14 protein-coding genes and 1 pseudogene are annotated in these 21042 nt (G+C 62.1%); 12 read left to right on the forward strand and 3 right to left on the reverse strand.

Going from position 1 to position 21042, the window contains the following annotated elements:
• Window positions 1–80: 80 nt before the first annotated feature.
• Complete coding sequence (locus PSH80_RS20625) at window positions 81–1037, reverse strand: glucokinase (protein ID WP_057439390.1); 957 nt, start codon at window positions 1035–1037, stop codon at window positions 81–83.
• Window positions 1034–2860, reverse strand: coding sequence for a phosphogluconate dehydratase (gene edd / locus PSH80_RS20630; RefSeq protein ID WP_057439389.1), 1827 nt, complete (start codon window positions 2858–2860; stop codon window positions 1034–1036). Before edd ends, PSH80_RS20625 begins: the two co-directional genes overlap by 4 nt.
• A gap of 221 nt (window positions 2861–3081) precedes the next feature.
• Between edd and gap the strand changes: the two genes are divergently transcribed.
• The 7 genes from gap to PSH80_RS20665 all read left to right on the forward strand — a co-directional run bounded on the left by gap (window position 3082) and on the right by PSH80_RS20665 (window position 12090).
• Window positions 3082–4083 carry a type I glyceraldehyde-3-phosphate dehydrogenase gene (gene gap / locus PSH80_RS20635; protein ID WP_029295415.1) on the forward strand — a complete coding sequence of 334 codons (1002 nt, stop codon included), beginning with the start codon at window positions 3082–3084 and terminating at the stop codon, window positions 4081–4083.
• A gap of 186 nt (window positions 4084–4269) precedes the next feature.
• A complete protein-coding gene (locus PSH80_RS20640; RefSeq protein ID WP_057439388.1) occupies window positions 4270–4788 on the forward strand; it encodes an RNA polymerase sigma factor in 519 nt (172 codons plus the stop codon).
• 82 nt (window positions 4789–4870) lie between these two features.
• Window positions 4871–5839, forward strand: coding sequence for a FecR domain-containing protein (locus PSH80_RS20645; RefSeq protein ID WP_057958658.1), 969 nt, complete (start codon window positions 4871–4873; stop codon window positions 5837–5839).
• 115 nt (window positions 5840–5954) lie between these two features.
• The gene (locus tag PSH80_RS20650; RefSeq protein WP_305418130.1) at window positions 5955–8522 is read left to right on the forward strand and encodes a TonB-dependent receptor; all 2568 of its coding nucleotides are present in this window, start codon (window positions 5955–5957) and stop codon (window positions 8520–8522) included.
• Window positions 8523–8650: 128 nt separating this feature from the next.
• The gene (locus tag PSH80_RS20655; RefSeq protein WP_305418132.1) at window positions 8651–9259 is read left to right on the forward strand and encodes a biliverdin-producing heme oxygenase; all 609 of its coding nucleotides are present in this window, start codon (window positions 8651–8653) and stop codon (window positions 9257–9259) included.
• A 161-nt stretch (window positions 9260–9420) separates the two neighbouring features.
• Entirely contained in the window at window positions 9421–9825 is a 405-nt protein-coding gene (locus PSH80_RS20660; protein ID WP_057439386.1) for a YbaN family protein, read from the forward strand.
• A gap of 126 nt (window positions 9826–9951) precedes the next feature.
• Window positions 9952–12090 (forward strand): methyl-accepting chemotaxis protein, encoded by a 2139-nt coding sequence (locus tag PSH80_RS20665; RefSeq protein WP_120734042.1) that lies wholly within the window; start codon window positions 9952–9954, stop codon window positions 12088–12090.
• 147 nt (window positions 12091–12237) lie between these two features.
• Here the strand turns inward: PSH80_RS20665 and PSH80_RS20670 are convergent, their stop codons facing one another.
• A complete protein-coding gene (locus PSH80_RS20670) occupies window positions 12238–12801 on the reverse strand; it encodes a nitroreductase family protein (RefSeq protein ID WP_057958653.1) in 564 nt (187 codons plus the stop codon).
• Window positions 12802–12948: 147 nt separating this feature from the next.
• Between PSH80_RS20670 and PSH80_RS20675 the strand changes: the two genes are divergently transcribed.
• The 5 genes and pseudogenes from PSH80_RS20675 to PSH80_RS20695 all read left to right on the forward strand — a co-directional run bounded on the left by PSH80_RS20675 (window position 12949) and on the right by PSH80_RS20695 (window position 20993).
• Window positions 12949–14379: a di-heme oxidoredictase family protein gene (locus PSH80_RS20675; protein ID WP_057958652.1), complete on the forward strand. Its 1431-nt coding sequence runs from the start codon at window positions 12949–12951 to the stop codon at window positions 14377–14379.
• Between the two features lie 31 nt (window positions 14380–14410).
• Window positions 14411–15475 (forward strand): imelysin family protein, encoded by a 1065-nt coding sequence (locus PSH80_RS20680; RefSeq protein ID WP_057439384.1) that lies wholly within the window; start codon window positions 14411–14413, stop codon window positions 15473–15475.
• A 2-nt stretch (window positions 15476–15477) separates the two neighbouring features.
• Window positions 15478–16576: pseudogene (locus PSH80_RS20685) on the forward strand (DUF1513 domain-containing protein).
• A 224-nt stretch (window positions 16577–16800) separates the two neighbouring features.
• Entirely contained in the window at window positions 16801–17961 is a 1161-nt protein-coding gene (locus tag PSH80_RS20690; RefSeq protein ID WP_057958649.1) for an efflux RND transporter periplasmic adaptor subunit, read from the forward strand.
• Complete coding sequence (locus PSH80_RS20695; RefSeq protein WP_198818146.1) at window positions 17958–20993, forward strand: multidrug efflux RND transporter permease subunit; 3036 nt, start codon at window positions 17958–17960, stop codon at window positions 20991–20993. The genes PSH80_RS20690 and PSH80_RS20695 overlap by 4 nt, the downstream gene beginning before the upstream one ends.
• Window positions 20994–21042: the final 49 nt, after the last annotated feature.

Consider the following 21042-nt stretch of genomic DNA (forward strand, 5'->3'; position numbering starts at 1 on the left):
GGCAAGCCCACTCCCACATTTTGATTTGTGAACACAATCAAATGTGGGAGTGGGCTTGCCCGCGATGGGGCCATCACTGCCTACGCAAATGCCTGCTCCAACGCCACACCCGCTCCGGTCAACCCGGAATACGGCGCCGTCACCAACCACACCGGGATCCCTTTGAAGTAGTCGCTCATGCAACCTTTGTCCGCAAAGCTCTTGGCAAAGCCACTGTTGATAAAGAACTCGGCAAACCGCGGGATCACCCCGCCCACGATATACACCCCACCCCGGGCGCCGGTGGTCAGCACGTTATTGCCGGCCACGCGGCCCAGCCAGATGCTGAACTGGTCGAGGACCTCCATCGCCACCGGATCGCCAGCCAACCCTGCCGCAGTAATCGCCTCCGGGGTTTCCAATACCGCCGGATGGCCGTCCACCGCGCAGATCGCCCGGTACAGGCGTGGCAGACCGCTACCGCTCAGGGCGGTCTCGGCGCTGACATGCCCGATCTCGTTGTAGATGTGTTGCCACAACTGGGTTTCCCGTGGGCTGCTCAGGGGCAGGTCGACATGCCCGCCCTCACCCGGCAACGCGGCCCAGCGGCCGGCGCCCAGGTCCAGCAAGGTGCCCACGCCCAGCCCTGTGCCTGGGCCGATCACCACGGCCGGGCGCCACGGCTCCGGGGTGCCGGCGCAGACCACGCGGTACTCATCGGGTTGCAGGCGGGTCATGCCCAGGGCCATGGCCGAGAAGTCATTGACCAGCAGCAGCTCGTCCACTTGCAGGGCCTTGCAGAACGCGGTCTTGCTCAGGCGCCAATGGTTGTTGGTGAACTTGAACTCATCACCACTTACCGGCCCGGCCACCGACAGGCACACCGCGCCGATGGAACCCGGCGCCAGGCCTTCCTCGGCGAGGTAGACCTTGATCGCCTCTTCAGGGCTGGCGTGATCCGCCGTGGCCAGCACCCGGATCGAATGCAGTGCCTGGTCCCGCCATAACGCAAACCGGGCGTTGGTACCGCCGATGTCACCAACCAGCGCAAGTTTCACTTAAGTGTCTCCAGGGCAGAGGTAAAGGCGCTGGCGCCCTGCTCTGCGGAGCTTGCGGCCAGGCGCATAAATGCAAACAGCTCGCGACCGGCCCCCACGTTATTGCCCAACAGGCCCGTGGCAGGCGCGCGCGCTGCAAATTCTTCGGCGTCCACCTTAAGCTCGAGGGTGCCTTTGACGCCATCGACGCGAATGATATCGCCATCCTTGACCCGCGCCAGCGCCCCACCGCACTGGGCTTCGGGGCTGACGTGAATCGCGGCGGGAATCTTACCCGAGGCGCCGGACATGCGCCCGTCTGTCACCAATGCGACTTTGAAACCCCGGTCCTGCAACACACCAAGGAACGGCGTCATCTTGTGCAATTCCGGCATGCCATTGGAGCGCGGGCCCTGGAAGCGCATGACCGCGACAAAATCCTTCTCCAACTGGCCGGCCTTGAACGCGTCCGCCAGGTCCTGCTGGTCCTGGAACACCACGGCCGGCGCTTCGACGATTTGATGCTCGAGGGCCACGGCCGAGACTTTCATCACCCCACGGCCGAGGTTGCCTTCCATCACTCGCAAGCCACCCTCCGGGGAGAAGGCACGGGCCACCGGGCGCAGGATGCTTTCGTCGAGGCTTTCGATCGGGCCTTCACGCCAGACCAGTTCGCCATCCACCAGGAATGGCTCCTGGGTGTAGCGGCTCAGGCCATGGCCGGCCACGGTGTTGACGTCTTCGTGGAGCAGGCCGGCTTCCAGCAACTCGCGGATCAGGAACGACATGCCGCCCGCCGCCTGGAAGTGGTTGATATCAGCTTTACCGTTCGGGTAGACGTGGGACAGGGTCGGCACCACTTCCGAGAGGTCGGCCATGTCCTGCCAGGTGAGGATGATGCCCGCGGCCATGGCGATGGCCGGCATATGCAGGGTGTGGTTGGTCGAGCCGCCGGTGGCGTTGAGAGCGACGATGGAGTTGACCAGGGATTTTTCGTCGACGATCTCGCCGATCGGTGTGAAGTTGCCATTGGCCTTGGTCAGGCGCGTGACCTGGTGCGCAGCCTCGCGGGTCAGTGCATCGCGCAGCGGTGTGTACGGGTTGACGAACGAAGCGCCCGGCAAGTGCAGGCCCATCACTTCCATCAGCAACTGGTTGGTGTTGGCGGTGCCGTAGAAGGTGCAGGTGCCGGGGCTGTGGTAGGACTTCATCTCCGATTCCAGCAGCTCTTCGCGGCTGGCCTTGCCTTCGGCATAGCGCTGGCGCACATCGGCCTTCTGTTTGTTGGAGATCCCCGAGGGCATCGGCCCGCCGGGCACGAAGATCATCGGCAGATGGCCATAACGCAGGGCGCCCATCATCAGGCCCGGGACGATCTTGTCGCAGATCCCCAGCATCAGCGCGGCGTCGAACATGTTGTGGGACAGCGCTACCGCCGTGGACATGGCAATCACTTCGCGGCTGAGCAGGCTCAGCTCCATGCCCGGCTCGCCCTGGGTCACACCGTCGCACATGGCCGGGGTGCCGCCGGCGAACTGGCCGACCGAGCCGACTTCGCGCAGGGCTTTTTTGATCTGTTCCGGGAAATGTTCGTACGGCTGGTGCGCCGAGAGCATGTCGTTATATGACGAAACAATTGCCACGTTGGCGGCATTCATCATCCGCAGGCTGTTTTTATCTTCAGTGCCGCACCCGGCCACGCCGTGGGCAAAGTTGGCGCATTGCAGCTTGCCGCGCATCGGCCCGTCGCTGGCCGCGCCGCGAATCAGCGCAAGGTACGCCTCACGGGTTGCCCGGCTGCGGGCGATAAGGCGTTCGGTGACCTCAAGTACGCGGGGATGCATGTGTAGAACTCCAGGCTAACGGATGTGGCGACCTGAGTGTCTATGCTGATCAAACGCCCACCGCTCATGGGATGGCAGGGAGTCGTTTGGATCATCGGACCAGTTGATTCAGGTCACTCGTTGTAGATTGAACAAAATATTGCCACTAAAAAGGCTTGTTTTCTATTTTTATGCGAATAATCTTGTAATTCTTACAACAAATCGACGACAGGCGCTTTCAAATGACTCTTCGGATTGCAATCAATGGTTTTGGCCGTATTGGCCGCAACGTCCTGCGTGCACTTTATACCCAAGGTTACCGCCAGGATTTGCAGATCGTCGCCATCAATGATCTGGGCGACAGTTCGATCAATGCCCACCTGCTCAAATACGACACCGTCCATGGCACTTTCGATGCAGAGGTTGCTCACGATCAGGAAAGCCTGACCGTCAATGGCGACCGGATCGCCGTGAGTGCCATTCGCAACCCCGCCGATCTGCCGTGGGCTGCGCACAAGATCGACGTGGTGTTCGAATGCACCGGTCTGTTCACCGACCGTGACAAGGCTGCTGCCCATATTAGCGCCGGCGCGCGCAAGGTCATCATCTCGGCCCCGGCCAAGGGCGCGGATGCCACCGTGGTCTACGGGGTCAACCATGACATCTTGCGTCAATCCCACCAGATCATCTCCAACGCCTCCTGCACCACCAACTGCCTGGCGCCGGTGGCCCAGGTGCTGCACCGCGAATTGGGTATCGAAAGCGGCCTGATGACCACCATCCACGCTTACACCAACGACCAGAACCTGACCGACGTCTACCACACCGACCCGTACCGCGCCCGCTCGGCCACGCAGAACATGATCCCGAGCAAGACCGGTGCAGCCGAAGCGGTGGGCCTGGTCCTGCCGGAACTGGCGGGCAAGCTGACGGGCATGGCGGTGCGCGTGCCGGTGATCAACGTGTCGCTGGTGGACCTGACCGTGCAACTGAAAAAAGAAGCCACGGCCGATGAGGTCAACGCGCTGCTCAAAGAAGCCAGCCAACACTCGAAAATCCTCGGCTACAACACCCTGCCGCTGGTTTCCAGTGACTTCAACCATAACCCGCTGTCGTCGATCTTCGACGCCAACCACACCAAGTCCAGTGGCAAGCTGCTCAAGGTACTGGCGTGGTACGACAACGAATGGGGCTTCTCCAACCGTATGCTGGATAACTGCCTGGCGCTGTGTAACGCCGAATAACCCCCCCTGTGGGAGCGGGCTTGCTCGCGAATGCGGTGGGTCAGTAATGAATGTATTGACTGACCCACCGCATTCGCGAGCAAGCCCGCTCCCACATTTGTCTTGCGTGGGTTCAGAGAAATAGCCACTTGCCATTTGCGTTGATGATAAGCATTATCATTAACTGCCAATTGGTCCGGTATCACTGTGAGCCTATCTCGCTTCAATCAAGTCTTCCTCACCCAACGGGTGGTGCTACTGCGCACCTTGCAGCGGATGGTGAATAACCACAGCACCGCCGAGGACCTGTTGCAGGAAACCTACCTGCGCGTCACCCGGGCGCTCAGCGAGCGACCGATTGATCACCTCGAACCTTTCGTGTTCCAGACCGCACGCAACCTGGCCCTCGACCATCTGCGCGCGCGTCGGATCCAGTCCCGCACCTTGCAGGAAGATGTCCCATTGGATGTCCTGCAAAGCGTCGCCTCCCCGGTCACGACGCCCGAAGATGCCGCCCACGCCGAGCAATTGCTGGAGCACCTGAGTGTCAGCCTCGGACAGTTGAGCGCCCGCCAGCAGCAGATTTTTATCCTCAGCCGCCTGCACGGCTGCAGCTATCAGGAGATTGCCGACCAGTTGCAGGTGTCCTTGAGCACCGTGCAAAAGGAACTGAAATTGATCATGGCCATCTGCATAGGTGTGGCCGAACGACTCGATCACCCTTAAGCTTTGTCGGGACAAGCCGACAGAAATGTCGCAAAAATACGCAAGACACTGAATAAAACGTGGCGAAGACCCGAGGAACACCGTGACGGACCCGAACAAACTGCGCCCCCATGAGCTGGCTCATGAGGTGTTGCAACATGCGGCCATGGACCAAGCCCTCGACTGGCTGATCGCTTTGCAATGCCCGCAGCCAGGCCAGCAGGCCGAGTTCCAGGCCTGGCTCACCGCCGACCCGAGTCACGCCCAAGCCTTTGCCAAAGCCCAGGCCGCCTGGGGCGGTGCGCCGGTACACAGCGCCGCCGTGGCCCTCAATGCACCGCGCAAGCCCAGCGCCTGGCGGCGCATCAAGCCGCACTGGAAGCCCTTGGCCACGGCGGCGGTGTTGCTGCTCGGGCTGTTCAGCTTCAGCAACCTGCCGGTGCGCCTGCAGGCCGACCATTTGACCGTGGTCGGCGAGCGCCAGCGCCTGCAGCTGGATGACGGCTCCAAGGTGCTGCTCAATACCAATTCGGCGTTTTCCAGCACCATCGACGAACATCAGCGCATCGCCCGCCTGTACCAGGGCGAGGCGTTTTTCGAAGTCGCGGCCAACCGTGGCCTGCCCCTGCAAATCGACGCCGGCCCAGTGCGCGCCAGTGTCAGCGATACGGCATTCGCTGTGCGTTATCTCAACGGTGAGGCCCAGGTTCAGGTGCAACGCGGAGACGTTGACCTGAGTACCCCCTTCGGCAACAACCGGGTGCGCCTGAGTGCCGGCGAAAGCATCCGCGTCGGCCCCGAGGGCTTCGGCCAACCCTCCAAACTCGATGCGACCAAGGAGCTGGCGTGGGTCCAGGGCCGACTGGTCTTTGAAAACTGCCCGATGAGTGAAGTGCTGGCAGAGCTGCGGCGCTATTACCCGGGCTGGATCGTCAACACCAACGAGCAACTGGCCAGCGTCGCGGTGACCGGTAATTACCGCCTGGACCAGCCCCTGGACGTAGTGCGCTCCCTGGCGCATATCACCTCGGCCAGGCTCTCGGAGTTCCCCGCGCTAGTCATTCTCAATTGAGAATAATTATTTTTACTCGATAACCTCTGCTGGTACGTCTCGTCTTAGCCAATGCAACTGATTCCTATTTGATTCAGGCTCGCAACTATAAGACTCGTACCTCGGAGCGCTCTCGATGTCCTCTCGTTTCAACCGCCGGTCCTCTTCGCCCACGCTTTGCCTGCTGGCCGCCGCGATCCTGTTGGCAGGCAGCCCGGTCCTGACGGCCACTGCCGCCGAACCCGCTGCGCGCAGCCACGCCAATTACACCTTCAGCATCGAGCAGCAATCCCTGGTGTCGGCGCTCAACGCCTTTACCGCCGTCACCGGCTGGCAGATCGGCCTGCCCGCCGAACTGGGCCAAGGGGTTTCATCCCCCGGCGCACGGGGCTCACTGACACCGGAAAAGGCCCTGGATCGGCTGTTGGTGGGGACCAACCTGAACTACCGCAAACTGGGTAACAACAATATCGTCCTGGAAAAGCGCACGGCGGGCAGTGCTATCACCCTGCAGCAAATGACCATCAGCGCCACCCGTCAGGAACAAGCGGTAGACAGCGTGCCCAGCACCGTCACCGTGCATGAGCGCGAGGAGCTGGACCGCCAGAACGTCAACACCATCCGCGAACTGGTGCGCTACGAACCGGGCGTCTCGGTCGGTGGCGCGGGCACCCGCTCCGGTAACTCCGGCTACAACATTCGCGGGATCGACGGCGACCGCATCCTCACCCAGGTCGACGGTGTAGAGGTGCCGGACAACTTCTTCAACGGCCCGTACGCCAAGACCCGGCGCAACTATGTCGACCCGGAAATCGTCAAGCGCGTGGAAATCATCCGTGGCCCGGCCTCGGCCCTGTACGGCAGCAGCGCCATCGGCGGCGCCGTCAGCTACTTCACCCTCGATCCGGATGACATCATCAAGCCTGGCCAGGATGTGGGCGCGCGGCTGAAGACCGGCTACAGCTCGGCGGACGAAAGCTGGCTGACCTCCGGCACCGTCGCCGGCCGGGTGCAGGACTTCGACGGTTTGCTGCACCTGAGTCAGCGCAACGGCCACGAGATGGAGTCTCATAACGGCAACAACGCCACCGGCCTGGCCCGCACCGGCGCCAACCCGGAAGACGTGCGCACTACCAACGTGCTGGCCAAGCTGGGCTGGAACTACGGCGAAGACAACCGCCTGGGCCTGACCTACGAGAAGTACAAGGACGACCGCGACATCAACCAGAAAAGTGCGGTGGGCGGGATCTTCCTCGAGGGCCAGGGCACGAACATGTACCGTGACCGCCGCGGTAACGACACCATCACCCGCGAACGCTTTGGCCTGGAGAACAAGTTTTCACTCGACTCGCCGATTGCCGATCACATCAAGACCAGCCTCAACTACCAGATCGCCAAGACCGACCAGGCCACCAGCGAAATCTATCAGGCCGGCCGCCGCGTGCTGCGTACCCGCGACACCCTCTACGAAGAAAAGCAGTGGGTGTTCGACGCGCAGTTGGACAAGGCCTTCGTCATCGGCGATACCGATCACCTGCTGACCTACGGCACCACGATCAAGCAGCAGAAAGTCACCGGTTCGCGCGAAGGTGCGGCGACCTGCCTGGCTGTAGGCGCGGGCTGCACTGCCATCGGCGCACCGAGCCCAACCCCTGCCGACAGCGTGAAAAAAGCCAGCGATTTCCCCGATCCGACCATCAACAGCTACGCGCTGTTTGCCCAGGATCAGATCAGCTGGAATGACTGGACCTTCCTGCCCAGCCTGCGCTACGACTACATCCAGCTCAAACCCAAACTGACCGAAGCGTTCCTCAATACCACCGACCCGGACCGCAAGTACCCCCATGACGACTCGAACAAAACCTGGCATCGCTTCTCGCCAAAACTGGGCGTGACCTACGCACTGACCGAGCAGTACACCTGGTTTGGCCAGTACGCCGAAGGTTTCCGCACGCCATCAGCCAAAGCGCTGTATGGCCGTTTTGAAAACCTGGAAGAAAACTATGTCGTCGAGCCCAACTCGAACCTCAAGCCGGAAACCAGCAAGAGCTACGAAACCGGAATCCGTGGCAACTTCGACTCAGGCAATTTCGACGTCGCGGTGTTCTATAACAAGTACCGTGACTTCATTGACGAGGACAACGCCGCACTGAGCCCAACCGGTACCATCTTCCAGCCCGGCAATATCAAGCGCGCCACCATCAAGGGTATGGAGGTCAAAGGGCGCTTGAACCTGGACGCCTTCGGCGCGCCGCAAGGCCTGTACAGCAAAGGCGCGATTGCCTACGCCCACGGCCGCAACGACGAAACCGGCCAGCCGCTGAACAGCGTCAACCCGCTCAAGGGTGTGTTCGGCCTGGGCTACGACCAGGACACCTACGGTGCGCTGGTCAGTTGGACCCTGGTCAAGAAACAGAACCGGGTAGACAGCACCACGTTCTTTACCCCGACCGGCATCAAGGCCAACGGCCCGTTCAAGACCCCGGGCTTTGGCATCGTCGACCTGACCGGCTTCTACAAAGTCACCGACGAGCTGACCGTCAACGGCGGCCTGTACAACCTGACCGACAAGAAATACTGGAACTGGGATGACGTGCGCAGCTACGACGGCGTGGGCGAAGCCGGCGTGACCTCGCCGGCCAGCCTGGACCGCCTGACCCAGCCAGGGCGTAACTTTGCGATCAACCTGATCTGGGATATCTGACCCACGCAACCCCGCCTCGCCGGTTTTATCGCCGGCCGGGGTGAGGATTTTTTACTGTGACGCGTCTTCTTGTTCGTCTAGTAATAACAGCCTGGCAACAAGGCGCTTTTCCTTCTCAAGGACATCCAATGACCGCTTCCACCACCACAGAACGCGCAAGCCTGCGCTCCCAGCGCCTGAACCAGATCACCCACGAGCCACACACCAAGCTCGACGCCCTGGTCAAGGCTCACGCCCCGTTTGAAACCCAGGCCAACTTCGCCCGTTTCGTGGTCGCGCAGTACCTGTTCCAGTCGGAACTGGTGGCGCTGTACAACGATCCCGAGCTGATCAAGCTGGTGCCCGACCTGGCCGAGCGCTGCCGCGCCGACGCCGCCAAGCTGGACCTGGCCGACCTGGACACCGAAGTGCCTGCCCCCGTGGCCGGTGCCGTGCAGAACCCGAGCAAGGCCCAGGCCCTGGGCTGGCTGTTCGTCTCCGAAGGTTCAAAGCTGGGCGCAGCATTCCTGATCAAACGTGCCGTTGGCCTGGGCCTGAGCGAAACCTTCGGGGCCCGCCACCTCGGCGAGCCGGCCGGTGGCCGTGCCGAAGGTTGGAAGCGCTTCACCCGCACCCTCGATAGCCTGGAACTGAGCGCCGAAGAAGAAGCGGCGGCGGAAAAAGGTGCAGTGGATGCCTTTGTACGCTTCACCGTGTTGCTGGAACAGGCGTACGCTAGCGCCCCAGAACTGGCCTGACCCGCTGCTGGCATGTCATGAATGTGGGAGCTGGCTTGCCTGCGATAGCATCGCCTCGGTCTAACTGATACACCGAAGCGTCTGCATCGCAGGCAAGCCAGCCCCCACATGTTGATCGCGCTCCATTTGCAGATTTTTCGAAACCCAGACAAATCGTACCTATGACAGCCCCCGCCCCCTCCTCCTCCAAGCTCGCCCGAATCCTGTTCGGCCTGCTGGCCTATGTCAGCCTGGGGATCGGCTTGATCGCGATTGTCATACCGGGCCTGCCCACCACCGAATTCATCCTGCTGGCCGCCTGGGCTGCCACCAAGAGCTCGCCGCGCCTGAGCGCGTGGCTGGAAAACCACCGGCTGTTCGGGCCGATCCTGTTCAACTGGCGCAACGGCAAGATCATCGCGCGCCGGGCCAAGGTCAGCGCCACCGTGAGCATGCTGCTGTGTGCCGGCCTGATGCTGGTGATGCTCGATCACGGGTGGCCGATCTACCTGGCGATCGCCGGCATGAGCCTGGGCAACCTGTGGATCTGGTCACGCCCCGAACGCCTGGCGCGAACCCCCGCCTGAGCGCCCTACCGCTCATCGCCTGTTCCTCATGAATTACCCGTCGGTGCCGATGTTCCGGGCATAGCGCCGAATGGACTTGGCCGTTGCCCTGCTTGCACACCAACAAGTCCAATCGCGAGTAAGCCCATGTTCGACACCCTCTCCATCCGCTTGAAAATCGTGCTGCTCTCCGGCCTCTGCCTGTTGGGGGTGATTGCGCTGATCGTCAGCCTGAACATCTACCAGACCAACCAGAACGACCAACTGGTCAACACCTCAAGTTCGCAGATGCTCACCACCAGCGTGGAAAACCTGCTCCAGGCCAAGGCCGCCGAGCAGGCGGTACAGGTACAGAAAGCCTTCGGCGAGAGCCTGTTGGTGGTCACCGCCCTCGCCGATCAGGTCAAGGACTTGCGCAACATGGCCGCCAAGCGCTCGCTGGAAGCAGGGGCCGTGCGCGAGGAGCTCAATCAGCAGATCAAGACCGCCTTCGAGCGCAACACCAAGGTGCTGGGGATCTGGTTGTCGTTTGAACCCAACGGCCTGGATGGCAAGGACAGCGAATTTATCGACGACAAGCTGCGCGCCTCCAACGAAGCCGGGCGTTTCTCCAGCTATTGGAGCCGGGCCGGCGGTGAAGGCCTGAACACGATCATGGTGGAAGCGGACCTGACCAAGACCACCCTCAATCTCAGCGGCACGCCCTACAACATCTGGTACACCTGCCCACGGGATACCCGCAGCGTTTGCCTGCTGGACCCGTACGCCGACGAAGTGGCCGGCAAGTCGATGCTGATGACCACCATCTCCCTGCCGCTGCTGGCCGACGGCAAGGTGATTGGGGTGATCGGTATCGACATTGCCCTGGACGCCCTGCAAGCGGCGGCCAATACCGCGCAAAAAGAGCTGTTCGACGGCGCCGGAATCATGGAAATCCTCTCCAGCAGTGGCCTGATCGCTGGCTACAGTGGCGAGCCGGACAAGGTCGGCAAGAGCATCGTCGATATGCTTGGTGGCGAAGGCAAAGAGATCGTGCAACTGCTGGCCAGTGAAACGCGCAAGGTCCGCGAGCAAAACGACACGATCCACGCGGTATATCCGCTCAAGCCGATTGCCGGTGCCAAGCCCTGGGGCGTGTTGATTTCGCTGCCCAAGGACGTGCTGCTGGCCGATTCGGTCAAGTTGCAAGGCGTGCTCGACGACGCCCAGGCCCGCGGCACACTCCAGGCGTTGCTGGTGGGCGCCGTGGCTGGCCTGCTGGGCCTGCTGCTGATATGGCTGACCGCGACGGGTGTGACTCGCCCGATCAACAGCGTGGCGGCGATGCTCAAGGATATTGCCAGCGGCGACGGCGACCTGACCCAGCGCCTGACTTACACGAAAAAAGACGAACTGGGGGAGCTGGTCAGTTGGTTCAATCGCTTCCTCGACAAGCTGCAGCCGACCATCGCCCAGATCAAGCAGAGCATCACTGAAGCCCGTGGCACTGCGGATCAGTCCTCGGAAATCGCGCGCCAGACCAGCGAAGGCATGCAGGTGCAATTTCGCGAGATCGACCAGGTGGCCACCGCCTCCAACGAGATGAGCGCCACCGCCCATGAGGTGGCCAACAGCGCCTCAAATGCTGCCAGTGCAGCACGCGGCGCCGATCAATCGGCCCGTGAAGGCATGGCGATTATCGAGCGCAGTACCCGCGATATCACCACCCTCGCCGAAGAAGTCAGCAAGGCGGTGACCGAGGTCGAAGCCCTGGCGGTCAACAGTGAGCAGATCGGCTCGGTGCTGGAGGTGATCCGCAGCATTGCCGAGCAGACCAACCTGCTGGCGCTCAACGCGGCGATTGAAGCGGCACGCGCCGGGGAAAGCGGACGGGGTTTTGCGGTAGTGGCAGACGAAGTGCGCAACCTGGCGCGACGCACCCAGGACTCAGTGGAAGAAATCCGCCTGGTCATAGAACGTATCCAGAGCGCTACCCGTGGGGTAGTGACCACCATGCATTCGAGCCAGAGCCAGGCGCAGAACAACGCCGGGCAGATCCAGCAGGCGGTCCAGGCCCTGGGCAAGATCAGCGATGCGGTGACGGTGATCAGCGACATGAACCTGCAAATCGCCAGCGCTGCCGAAGAACAGAGCGCCGTGGCCGAAGAGGTCAACCGCAACGTTTCGGCGATCCGTACCGTGACCGAGACCTTGACCGGTCAGGCCACTGAATCGGCGGCGATCAGCAGCCAGTTGAATGCATTGGCCAACCAGCAGATGAAACTGATGGATCAGTTCCGGGTGTAGACCCAGGTCCGGAAAACGATGAAATACCCCATGTGGGAGCGGGCTTGCTCGCGATAGCGGTGGACCCGTCAATAAATCCGGCGACTGACACTGCGCTATCGCGGGCAAGCCCGCTCCCACATACAGCACCAGCAGATTTGCAGTGAGTCAGACACCGGTCCAGGCGCTGACAAACGCCGTGATGTCTTCTTTCGCCGCCGTCCGCGGCGGGTTTTGCGCAGTGCCCAAATAAAGGAAGCCAATCACTTCCTCACCCGCACTCAGCCCCAACCCCTTGGCCACATGCGCCGAATACGACAAATCCCCGGTCCGCCACACCGCACCAATGCCCTGGGCATACGCCGCCAGCAAAATACCGTGGGCCGCACAGGCCGCCGCCAGCAATTGCTCGGACTTGGGCACCTTGAAGTGCTCCTGCAGACGGGCAATCACCACCACCACCAACGGCGCACGCAACGGGCCATTCTGCGCCTTGTCGATCACCGCTTGCGGGGCCTCGGGGTCTTGCAGGCGGGCCGCTTCGGCCAGCAGGGTGCCCATTTGCTCGCGGGCTGCGCCTTCCACGGTGAGGAAGCGCCACGGCCGCAGTTGGCCGTGGTCCGGCGCACGCATGGCTGCCGCGAACAGCACTTCGCGCTGCTCGGCAGTAGGGGCCGGTTCCAGCAGGCGCGGTACGGAAACACGGTTGAGCAAAGCGTCGAGAGCCTGCATTGGCCACCTCCAAAAAAAATGTGCGGTCATTCTAGCGGGAATGCATCAGATTGGAGCAAACGATAATTGCTCTTATTCAATCCGCCCCGCCCTGTTAGACTTTGCCCCTGAATTTCATCCACCCTCGCCCGTCTTCCAGGATTCTTGATGCCCCGTTTGCTTCTTCGCCTGTCTGCACTCTTGATGGCCGTGAGTCTGAGTGCCTGCGATGACGCCCCGCCGCCGACGTTTACCCAGGCCGAGCCCGGTGAAGCCCGTTCGGGGGGCAGCACCACGGTGCGCAAGACCGACCAGAATGCCTTTTCTCTGCCGTCGGCCAACCTGGCACCAACCCGCCGCCTGGACTTCAGCGTCGGCAACAGTTTTTTCCGCAATCCATGGGTGATCGCCCCGGCCACCACCACCGCCCGCGACGGGCTGGGGCCGCTGTTCAACACCAATGCTTGCCAGAACTGCCATATCAAGGACGGGCGCGGCCATCCGCCCGCGCCTGAGGCCAACAATGCGGTGTCGATGCTGGTACGCCTGTCGATCCCGGATTCGCCGCCCTATGCCAAGGTCATCGAACAGTTGGGGATCGTGCCCGAGCCGGTGTATGGCGGGCAGTTGCAGGACATGGCCGTGCCCGGTGTCGTCCCGGAAGGCAAGGTGCGGGTCGACTACACACCGGTCAACGTCACGTTCAATGACGGTACGGTGGTGGAGTTGCGCAAGCCGAGCCTGCAGATCACCCAGCTCGGCTACGGGCCGATGCACCCGGATACGCGGTTTTCCGCCCGTGTAGCACCGCCGATGATCGGCCTGGGCCTGCTCGAAGCCATCAGCGACGCGGACATCCTGCAAAACGCCAGCAAACGCCCGGACAAAAACGGCGTGCTCGGCCGCCCGAACTGGGTCTGGGACGATGCCCAGCAAAAAACCGTGCTCGGGCGCTTTGGCTGGAAAGCCGGGCAGCCGAACCTCAATCAACAAAATGTTCACGCGTTCTCTGGTGATATGGGCCTGACCACCAGCCTGCGGCCCATGGACGACTGCACCGACGCACAGGTTGCCTGTAAGCAGGCGCCCAACGGCAACGGCGAAAATGGCGAGCAGGAAGTCAGCGATAACATCCTGCGCCTGGTGCTGTTCTACACCCGGAACCTGGCCGTGCCCGCCCGACGCGACGTCAACGCGCAACAAGTGCTGGACGGCAAGAACCTGTTCTTCCAGGCCGGTTGCCAGGCATGCCACACACCGAAGTTCACCACCGCCAGCAATGCCGCCGAACCGGAGCTGGCCAACCAGGTCATCCGCCCGTACAGCGATTTGCTGCTGCACGACATGGGCGAGGGCCTGGCCGATAACCGCAGCGAGTTCAAGGCCGGTGGCCGCGACTGGCGCACGCCGCCGTTGTGGGGCATTGGCCTGACGCAAAACGTCAGTGGCCACACCCAGTTCCTGCATGACGGCCGTGCCCGCAACCTGCTCGAAGCCGTGCTGTGGCACGGCGGTGAGGCCCAGGCGGCGCAGCAACAGGTGTTGTCTTTTAATGCGCAGCAGAGAGCAGCATTGCTCGCGTTCCTGAATTCTCTATAAGCTTTGCCCCAATTATTGAAGGGAGCTCGACATGTTCCGTCCCAAGTTGTTGTTCACCAGCCTGGCCGCCCTGGCCCTTGGCGCCTGCTCGCCGCAGGATCCGCAAGCGGTCACCTCGGCAGCCATCGCCAAGCAAGTGATCCTGCCGACCTACAGCCGCTGGGTCGAAGCTGACCGGCAGTTGGCCGTCAGCGCCCTGGCTTACTGCCAAGGCAAGGAATCCCTGGAGACCGCCCGCGCCGACTTCCTCCATGCGCAAAAAGCCTGGGCCGAGTTGCAACCGCTGCTGATCGGCCCGCTGGCCGAAGGCAATCGCGCCTGGCAGGTGCAGTTCTGGCCCGACAAGAAAAACCTCGTCGGCCGCCAGGTCGAGCAACTGGCCACCGCCCAGCCACAGATCGACGCCGCCGCCCTGGCCAAGTCCAGCGTGGTAGTGCAAGGCCTGTCGGCCTACGAATACATCCTGTATGACGCCAAGACCGACATCGCCAACGACGCCCAGAAAGCCCGCTACTGCCCGCTGCTGATGGCCATCGGCGAGCGCCAGAAGCAATTGGCCGAAGAGATTCTGGCCAGTTGGAACAGCACCGACGGCATGCTCGCGCAGATGACCAAGTTTCCTAACCAGCGCTACGCCGATTCCCACGAAGCCATCGCCGAACTGCTGCGCGTGCAGGTCACGGCCCTGGATACCCTGAAGAAAAAGCTCGGCACACCGATGGGTCGCCTGTCCAAGGGCATCCCGCAGCCATTCCAGGCCGATGCGTGGCGCAGCCAGTCGTCCCTGCAAGGCTTGCGAGCCAGCCTCGCGGCGGCCCAGACCGTGTGGGTCGGGGTCGACAACAAAGGCCTGCGCGGCCTGCTGCCTGCCGACCAGAAACCTCTGGCCGAAAAGATCGACGCCGCCTACGCCGCCGCCCTGAAGCTGTTCGACAGCAACCAGCGTTCGCTCAATGAACTGCTGGCCGACGATGCCGGGCGCGAGCAACTCAACGCTATCTACGACAGCCTCAACGTGGTCCACCGCCTGCATGAAGGCGAACTGGCCAAGGCGCTGGGCATCCAACTGGGCTTCAATGCCAACGACGGTGACTGATGATGCTCAGGCGACAGGCTTTGGCCATCGGCAGCGTGCTGCTCAGTGCAATCACCCTGGGCGGCTGGACGCTGTTCAAGCGCAAGGGCGACAGCCCGCTGTTGCTGTCGGCCCGGGATGATGCCGACGGCAAGCACTACGCCGTGGGCTATCGCCTGGACGGCAGCCAGGTGTTCGCCACCCAGGTCGGTCAGCGTTGCCACGACATCATCAACCACCCGAGCCTGCCCATCGCGCTGTTCGTGGCGCGCCGCCCCGGCACCGAGAGCTACCTGGTAGACCTGCGCGACGGCACGCTGCTGCAAACCGTGACGTCCCAGGCCAACCGGCACTTTTATGGGCATGCAGTCATCCACAAGAGCGGCGACTGGCTATACGCCACGGAAAACGACACCACCGACCCCGGTCGCGGCCTACTGGGCGTGTACAGGTTCGAAGGTGAGCGCCTGGTACACAGCGGGGAGATGTCCACCCACGGCATCGGCCCGCACCAGGTGTCGTGGATGCCCGATGGCGAGACTCTGATCGTGGCCAATGGTGGCATTCGCACCGAGGCCGAAAGCCGGGTCGAGATGAACCTCAACGCCATGGAGCCGAGCCTGGTGCTGATGCAGCGCGACGGCACCCTGCTGAGCAAGGAAACCCTGAGCCAGCCAATGAACAGCGTGCGCCATATGGGGATCGCCAGCGATGGCACGATCCTCACCGGGCAACAGTTTATGGGGCCTTCCCAGGAGCGTTCCGAACTGTTGGCGATCAAGCGTCCGGGGGCAACCGTTCGTGGCGTTCCCGGTGGCCGATGAGCAATTGCAGGCCATGGGGCACTACACCGCCAGCGTGGCCGTACACAGCGAGTTGCGTCTGGTGGCACTGACCGCGCCACGGGGCAATCGCTTCTTTATCTGGGACATGGACAGTGGCGAACTGCGCCTGGACGGGCCGTTGCCTGACTGCGCCGGCGTCGGCGCAGTGGCCGACGGGTTTGTCGTGACCTCTGGCCAGGGTCGTTGCCGTTTCTACGATTGCCGGCAGCCCCAACTGGTGGCCAAGCCCCTGGATCTGCCAGCTGGGTTTTGGGATAACCACCTGCATCTGATCTAAAACCACTGTCGCGCTCCCGGGCCCACACCTGGGAGCCGACTCACCAGAAAAACCCTACGCAACCTGTGAAAAAACCCCGCCACGGGGACTACTCATCTCACAGACACGTCCGACTTTCCGCCTTATAGCACTCGCCTTTCTGATGAAGACTGCCTGGCTCATCGTGCCAGCGAGCGCCCCTGCGCGCGCCCTCCGCACCCTGTCACCTTCACAAGGAAGCAACTATGCCGGGCCGCCGGATGATTACCATGCTCAGCATCGTACTGCTGGTCGTGCTGATGCTCGCCAGCTATAAAGCGTTCTGGGTTTACCAACAGCTGCAGCTGCTGCATGCGCCAAAGCCGCCCGTCAGCGTGGCGGTGGCAACCGCCCTCGAACAACCCTGGCAGCGCCAGTTGCCCGCCGCTGGCACCCTCAAGGCATTGCAGGGCATCAACCTGAGTATCGAGGTGCCCGGCGTCGTCACCCAGTTGCACTTCGACTCCGGGCAAGTGGTCAAGCAAGGGCAAACCCTGCTGCAACTTGAGAATCAGGCCGAGCAGGCCGCGCTGGACGTGGCCCTGGCGGACCGCAGCCTGGCCCGGCAGAACTTCCAGCGCGGCCGCGAGCTGGTGGCGATCAACGCCATCTCCCAAGAGGAGTTCGACCGACTGTCCGCCGAGTTCAACCGCAACAATGCCGTCGTTGCACAACGTCGCACGGCGCTGGACAAAAAACGCATCGTCGCCCCGTTCAACGGCACCCTTGGCATCCGCCAAGTCAACATCGGTGACTACCTGCAAAGCGCCACCGTGATCGCCAGCCTGCAGGACGCCCATAGCCTTTACGTCGATTTCCACATCCCCGAGCACGCCGTTCAACTGATCAAGATCGGCCAGTCCGTGCGCATTGAAGTCTCGGCACGCCCAGGACTTTCCAGTCTCGCCACCATTAGCGCCATCGACCCCATCGTCGACACCCACACGCGAAATGTGTTGGTACGCGCCACCCTGACTCATCCGCCCGCCGACCTGTTGCCGGGTATGTTCGCCCACTTGCAGGTGCTGCTGACGAACCCGGGTTTGCATATCGTGATCGAGGAGAGCGCAATCGCCTACAGCCCCTATGGCCAGTATGTGTACGTCGTAGCCCCGCGCAAAAACAGCGAAGGCCGTGACGAGCTGGATGCCGAGGGCAAGCCGCTGCTGATCGCCGAACAACGCCTGGTCGAAACGGGCGAGCGACGCGATGGCACCATCGTGATTGCCAAAGGGCTGGCCAAGGGCGAACAGGTCGTTACTGCCGGCCAGATCAAATTGCAAAACGGTACCCCAGTGCGCATCAGCATCCACCGGAACCAACCTGATGAGCGTCCACTGGCGGCCCAACGGGAGAACGAAAAATGACGTTCACCGACCTGTTTATCCGCCGCCCCGTACTGGCCCTGGTGGTCAGCCTGTTGATCGTGTTGCTGGGCTGGCAGGCCTTTGGGCAATTACCATTGCGCCAATTCCCGCAGATGGAAAGTGCGCTGGTCACGGTGACCACGGTCTCTCCAGGCGCCAGTGCCGAGACCGTGCAGAGCTACATCACACAACCTCTGCAGAAAAGCCTGGCAAGCGCGCAAGGCATCGACTACATGCGCTCCACCAGCCGGCAGAACGTGTCGATTATTTCCATCTACGGGCGGGTCGGGGCCGACAGCGACCGGTTGTTCACCGAGCTGTTGGCCAAGACCAATGAAGTAAGGAACCAACTGCCTCGGGACATAGAGGATCCGGTGCTGAACAAGGTCGCGGCGGATAACACCGCGCTGATGTACCTGGGTTTTTCCAGCGACACCATGAACAATGCGCAAATCACCGACGTCCTGCTGCGTGTGATCCAGCCTCGCCTGGTGACTCTGCCGGGCATGGCCGAGGCCCAGATCATCGGCAACCAAAGCTTTGCCATGCGTATCTGGCTTGATCCGCTGAAACTCGCAGGCTTTGGTTTGAGCGCCAGCGATGTGACCCAGGCCATCAAACGCTACAACGTACAGTCCATTGCCGGCGACGCCACAGGTGAATTAGTCGTTACCAGTGTCACGGCCAATACCGAACTGCAGTCGGCTGAAGGCTTCCGGGCCATCACTTTGAAAACCAACGGCGACAGCCAGGTCCGCCTCGGGGATGTGGCGCGGGTGGAGCTGGGTGCGCAGAACTACGACAGCTTCAGTTCATTCAATGGCCTGCCCGCGACCTACATCAGCATCAAGCCGACCCCCGACGCCAACCCGCTGGAGCTGGGCAAGCGCGTACGCGAACTGATGCCCCTGCTGCAGGCGCAGTTACCGCCTCATCTGCAAGCCGATATCGCCTACGACTCGACGTTGTATATCAACGCCTCTATCGACCATGTGCTGTCGAGCCTGCTGGAAGCCATCCTGATTGTGGTGTTGGTGGTGTTCCTGTTTCTGGGCTCTTTGCGCGCCGTGGTGATTCCCGTCATCACCATTCCCCTGTCGCTGGTCGGCACGCTGTTCTTCATGCAACTGATGGGCTACTCGATCAACGTCCTGACGCTGCTGGCCATGGTCCTGGCCATTGGCCTGGTGGTGGATGACGCCATTGTGATGATGGAGAACATTCATCGGCATATCGAACGAGGCAAGTCGCCCCTTGAGGCGGCGATCAAAGGCGCGCGGGAGGTGTGCGTGCCGGTGATTTCGATGACCATTACCCTGGCCGCGGTGTATGCGCCCATTGGTTTCCTGCAGGGGTTGACCGGGGCGCTGTTCAAGGAGTTTGCCCTGACCCTGGCCGGGGCCGTGGTGATTTCCGGTATCGTTGCGCTGACCCTGTCACCGATGATGTGCGCCCTGTTATTGCGCCCTGAAGAACAGCCACGGGGCCTGTCCCTGGTCCTGGACCGGCTGTTCAACCATCTGAAGCAGCGTTACCAGCGCCGCCTGCATCAGATCATGGAGGCGCAGTCGGTGGTCATCGTGTTCGCCCTGCTGATCCTCGGCCTGATTCCCGCCATGCTCACCTTCACCCTCTCCGAGCTGGCCCCCGATGAGGACCAGGGCCTGATCTTTATCCTCGCCAGCGCACCGCAGCCGAGCAACCTGGCCTACCTCAACCGTTACACCCAGGACTTCATCGCGCTGTTCAAGACCCTGCCCGAGTACCAGGCCTCGTTCCAGATCAATGGCCTCGATGGCGTGCATTCGGGGGTGGGCGGTTTCCAACTGCGCCCGTGGGATCAGCGCGAGCGCACGCAGATGGAGGTGCTGGCGCCGCTGCGCAAAAAGCTCGACAGCATCCCCGGCCTGCAAGTATTTGCCTTTAACCTGCCGTCCTTGCCGGGTACGGGCGAAGGCCTGCCTTTTGGTTTTGTCATCAGTTCCCAGCAGGACCACAAGTCGATGCTGGCGGTGGCCGAGCGCGTCAAACAGCGGGCCATCGACTCCGGGAAGTTTGCCTACGTGGATATCGACCTGGCCTTCGACCGGCCCGAAGTAGTGATCGACATTGACCGGGCCAAGGCCGCGCAAATGGGCGTGTCCATGCAGGACCTGAGCCTGACCCTGGCGACCCTGCTGGCTGAAACGGAAATCAACCGCTTCAGGATTGATGGCAATCTGTACAAGGTCATTGCCCAGGTCGAGCGCACCTACCGCGACAACCCGGACTGGCTGAGTCACTACAACGTCAAAAATGCCAAGGGCCAATTACTGCCCCTGTCGACGTTGATCACCGTCTCCAGCCAACAGGTACGCCCGCGACAGTTGAACCAGTTCCAGCAGCTCAATTCGGTGCTGGTCTCGGCTTACCCGATTGTCGGTATGAGCAACGCCCTGGAGACCGTACATGCCATCGCCCAGGAAGAGGCTCCGGCGGGCTACACCTTCGACTACAGCAACGCCACGCGCCAGTTTGTGCAGGAGGGCAATGCGCTGTGGGGTACGTTCGGCCTGGCGTTGGCGATCATCGGCCTGGTGCTGGCGGCCCAGTTTGAAAGCCTGCGTGACCCGCTGGTGATCCTGGTGACGGTGCCGCTGTCGATCTGCGGGGCATTGATTGCGCTGTTCCTCGGCTGGTCGACCCTGAACATTTACACACAAATCGGCCTGGTCACGCTGATCGGCCTGATCAGCAAGCACGGCATCCTGATCGTCGAGTTCGCCAACCAGTTGCGCAAGGAGCAGGGGCTGTCGGCGCGTGCCGCCATCGAAGAAGCCGCCGCGATCCGCTTGCGGCCGGTGCTGATGACCACCATCGCTACCGTGCTGGGGGTGATCCCGCTGGTGTTTTCCAGCGGTGCCGGCGCGGTCAGCCGGTTTGATATCGGCATGGTGATCGCCACCGGGATGTCGATCGGGACCTTGTTCACTTTGTTCGTCCTGCCGTCGGTGTATACGGCGCTGGCCAAGCGTGACATGCCCGCCCCCTGACCTCATATGGGAAAGGCCTGACACCCCTTTCCCTATTCCCCTGCGCCTC

Source organism: Pseudomonas sp. FP818, from assembly GCF_030687335.1.
Taxonomy (GTDB): domain Bacteria; phylum Pseudomonadota; class Gammaproteobacteria; order Pseudomonadales; family Pseudomonadaceae; genus Aquipseudomonas; species Aquipseudomonas shahriarae.

Excerpts from the sequence above, each read along its gene's own strand:
- PSH80_RS20690 (WP_057958649.1), top strand. The coding sequence starts at position 16,801 with ATGCCGGGCCGCCGGATGATTACCATGCTCAGCATCGTACTGCTGGTC.
- PSH80_RS20660 (WP_057439386.1), top strand. The coding sequence starts at position 9,421 with ATGACAGCCCCCGCCCCCTCCTCCTCCAAGCTCGCCCGAATCCTGTTC.
- gap (WP_029295415.1), top strand. The coding sequence starts at position 3,082 with ATGACTCTTCGGATTGCAATCAATGGTTTTGGCCGTATTGGCCGCAAC.
- PSH80_RS20675 (WP_057958652.1), top strand. The coding sequence starts at position 12,949 with ATGCCCCGTTTGCTTCTTCGCCTGTCTGCACTCTTGATGGCCGTGAGT.
- PSH80_RS20655 (WP_305418132.1), top strand. The coding sequence starts at position 8,651 with ATGACCGCTTCCACCACCACAGAACGCGCAAGCCTGCGCTCCCAGCGC.
- PSH80_RS20680 (WP_057439384.1), top strand. The coding sequence starts at position 14,411 with ATGTTCCGTCCCAAGTTGTTGTTCACCAGCCTGGCCGCCCTGGCCCTT.
- PSH80_RS20650 (WP_305418130.1), top strand. The coding sequence starts at position 5,955 with ATGTCCTCTCGTTTCAACCGCCGGTCCTCTTCGCCCACGCTTTGCCTG.
- PSH80_RS20695 (WP_198818146.1), top strand. The coding sequence starts at position 17,958 with ATGACGTTCACCGACCTGTTTATCCGCCGCCCCGTACTGGCCCTGGTG.
- PSH80_RS20665 (WP_120734042.1), top strand. The coding sequence starts at position 9,952 with ATGTTCGACACCCTCTCCATCCGCTTGAAAATCGTGCTGCTCTCCGGC.
- PSH80_RS20670 (WP_057958653.1), bottom strand. The coding sequence starts at position 12,801 with ATGCAGGCTCTCGACGCTTTGCTCAACCGTGTTTCCGTACCGCGCCTG.
- edd (WP_057439389.1), bottom strand. The coding sequence starts at position 2,860 with ATGCATCCCCGCGTACTTGAGGTCACCGAACGCCTTATCGCCCGCAGC.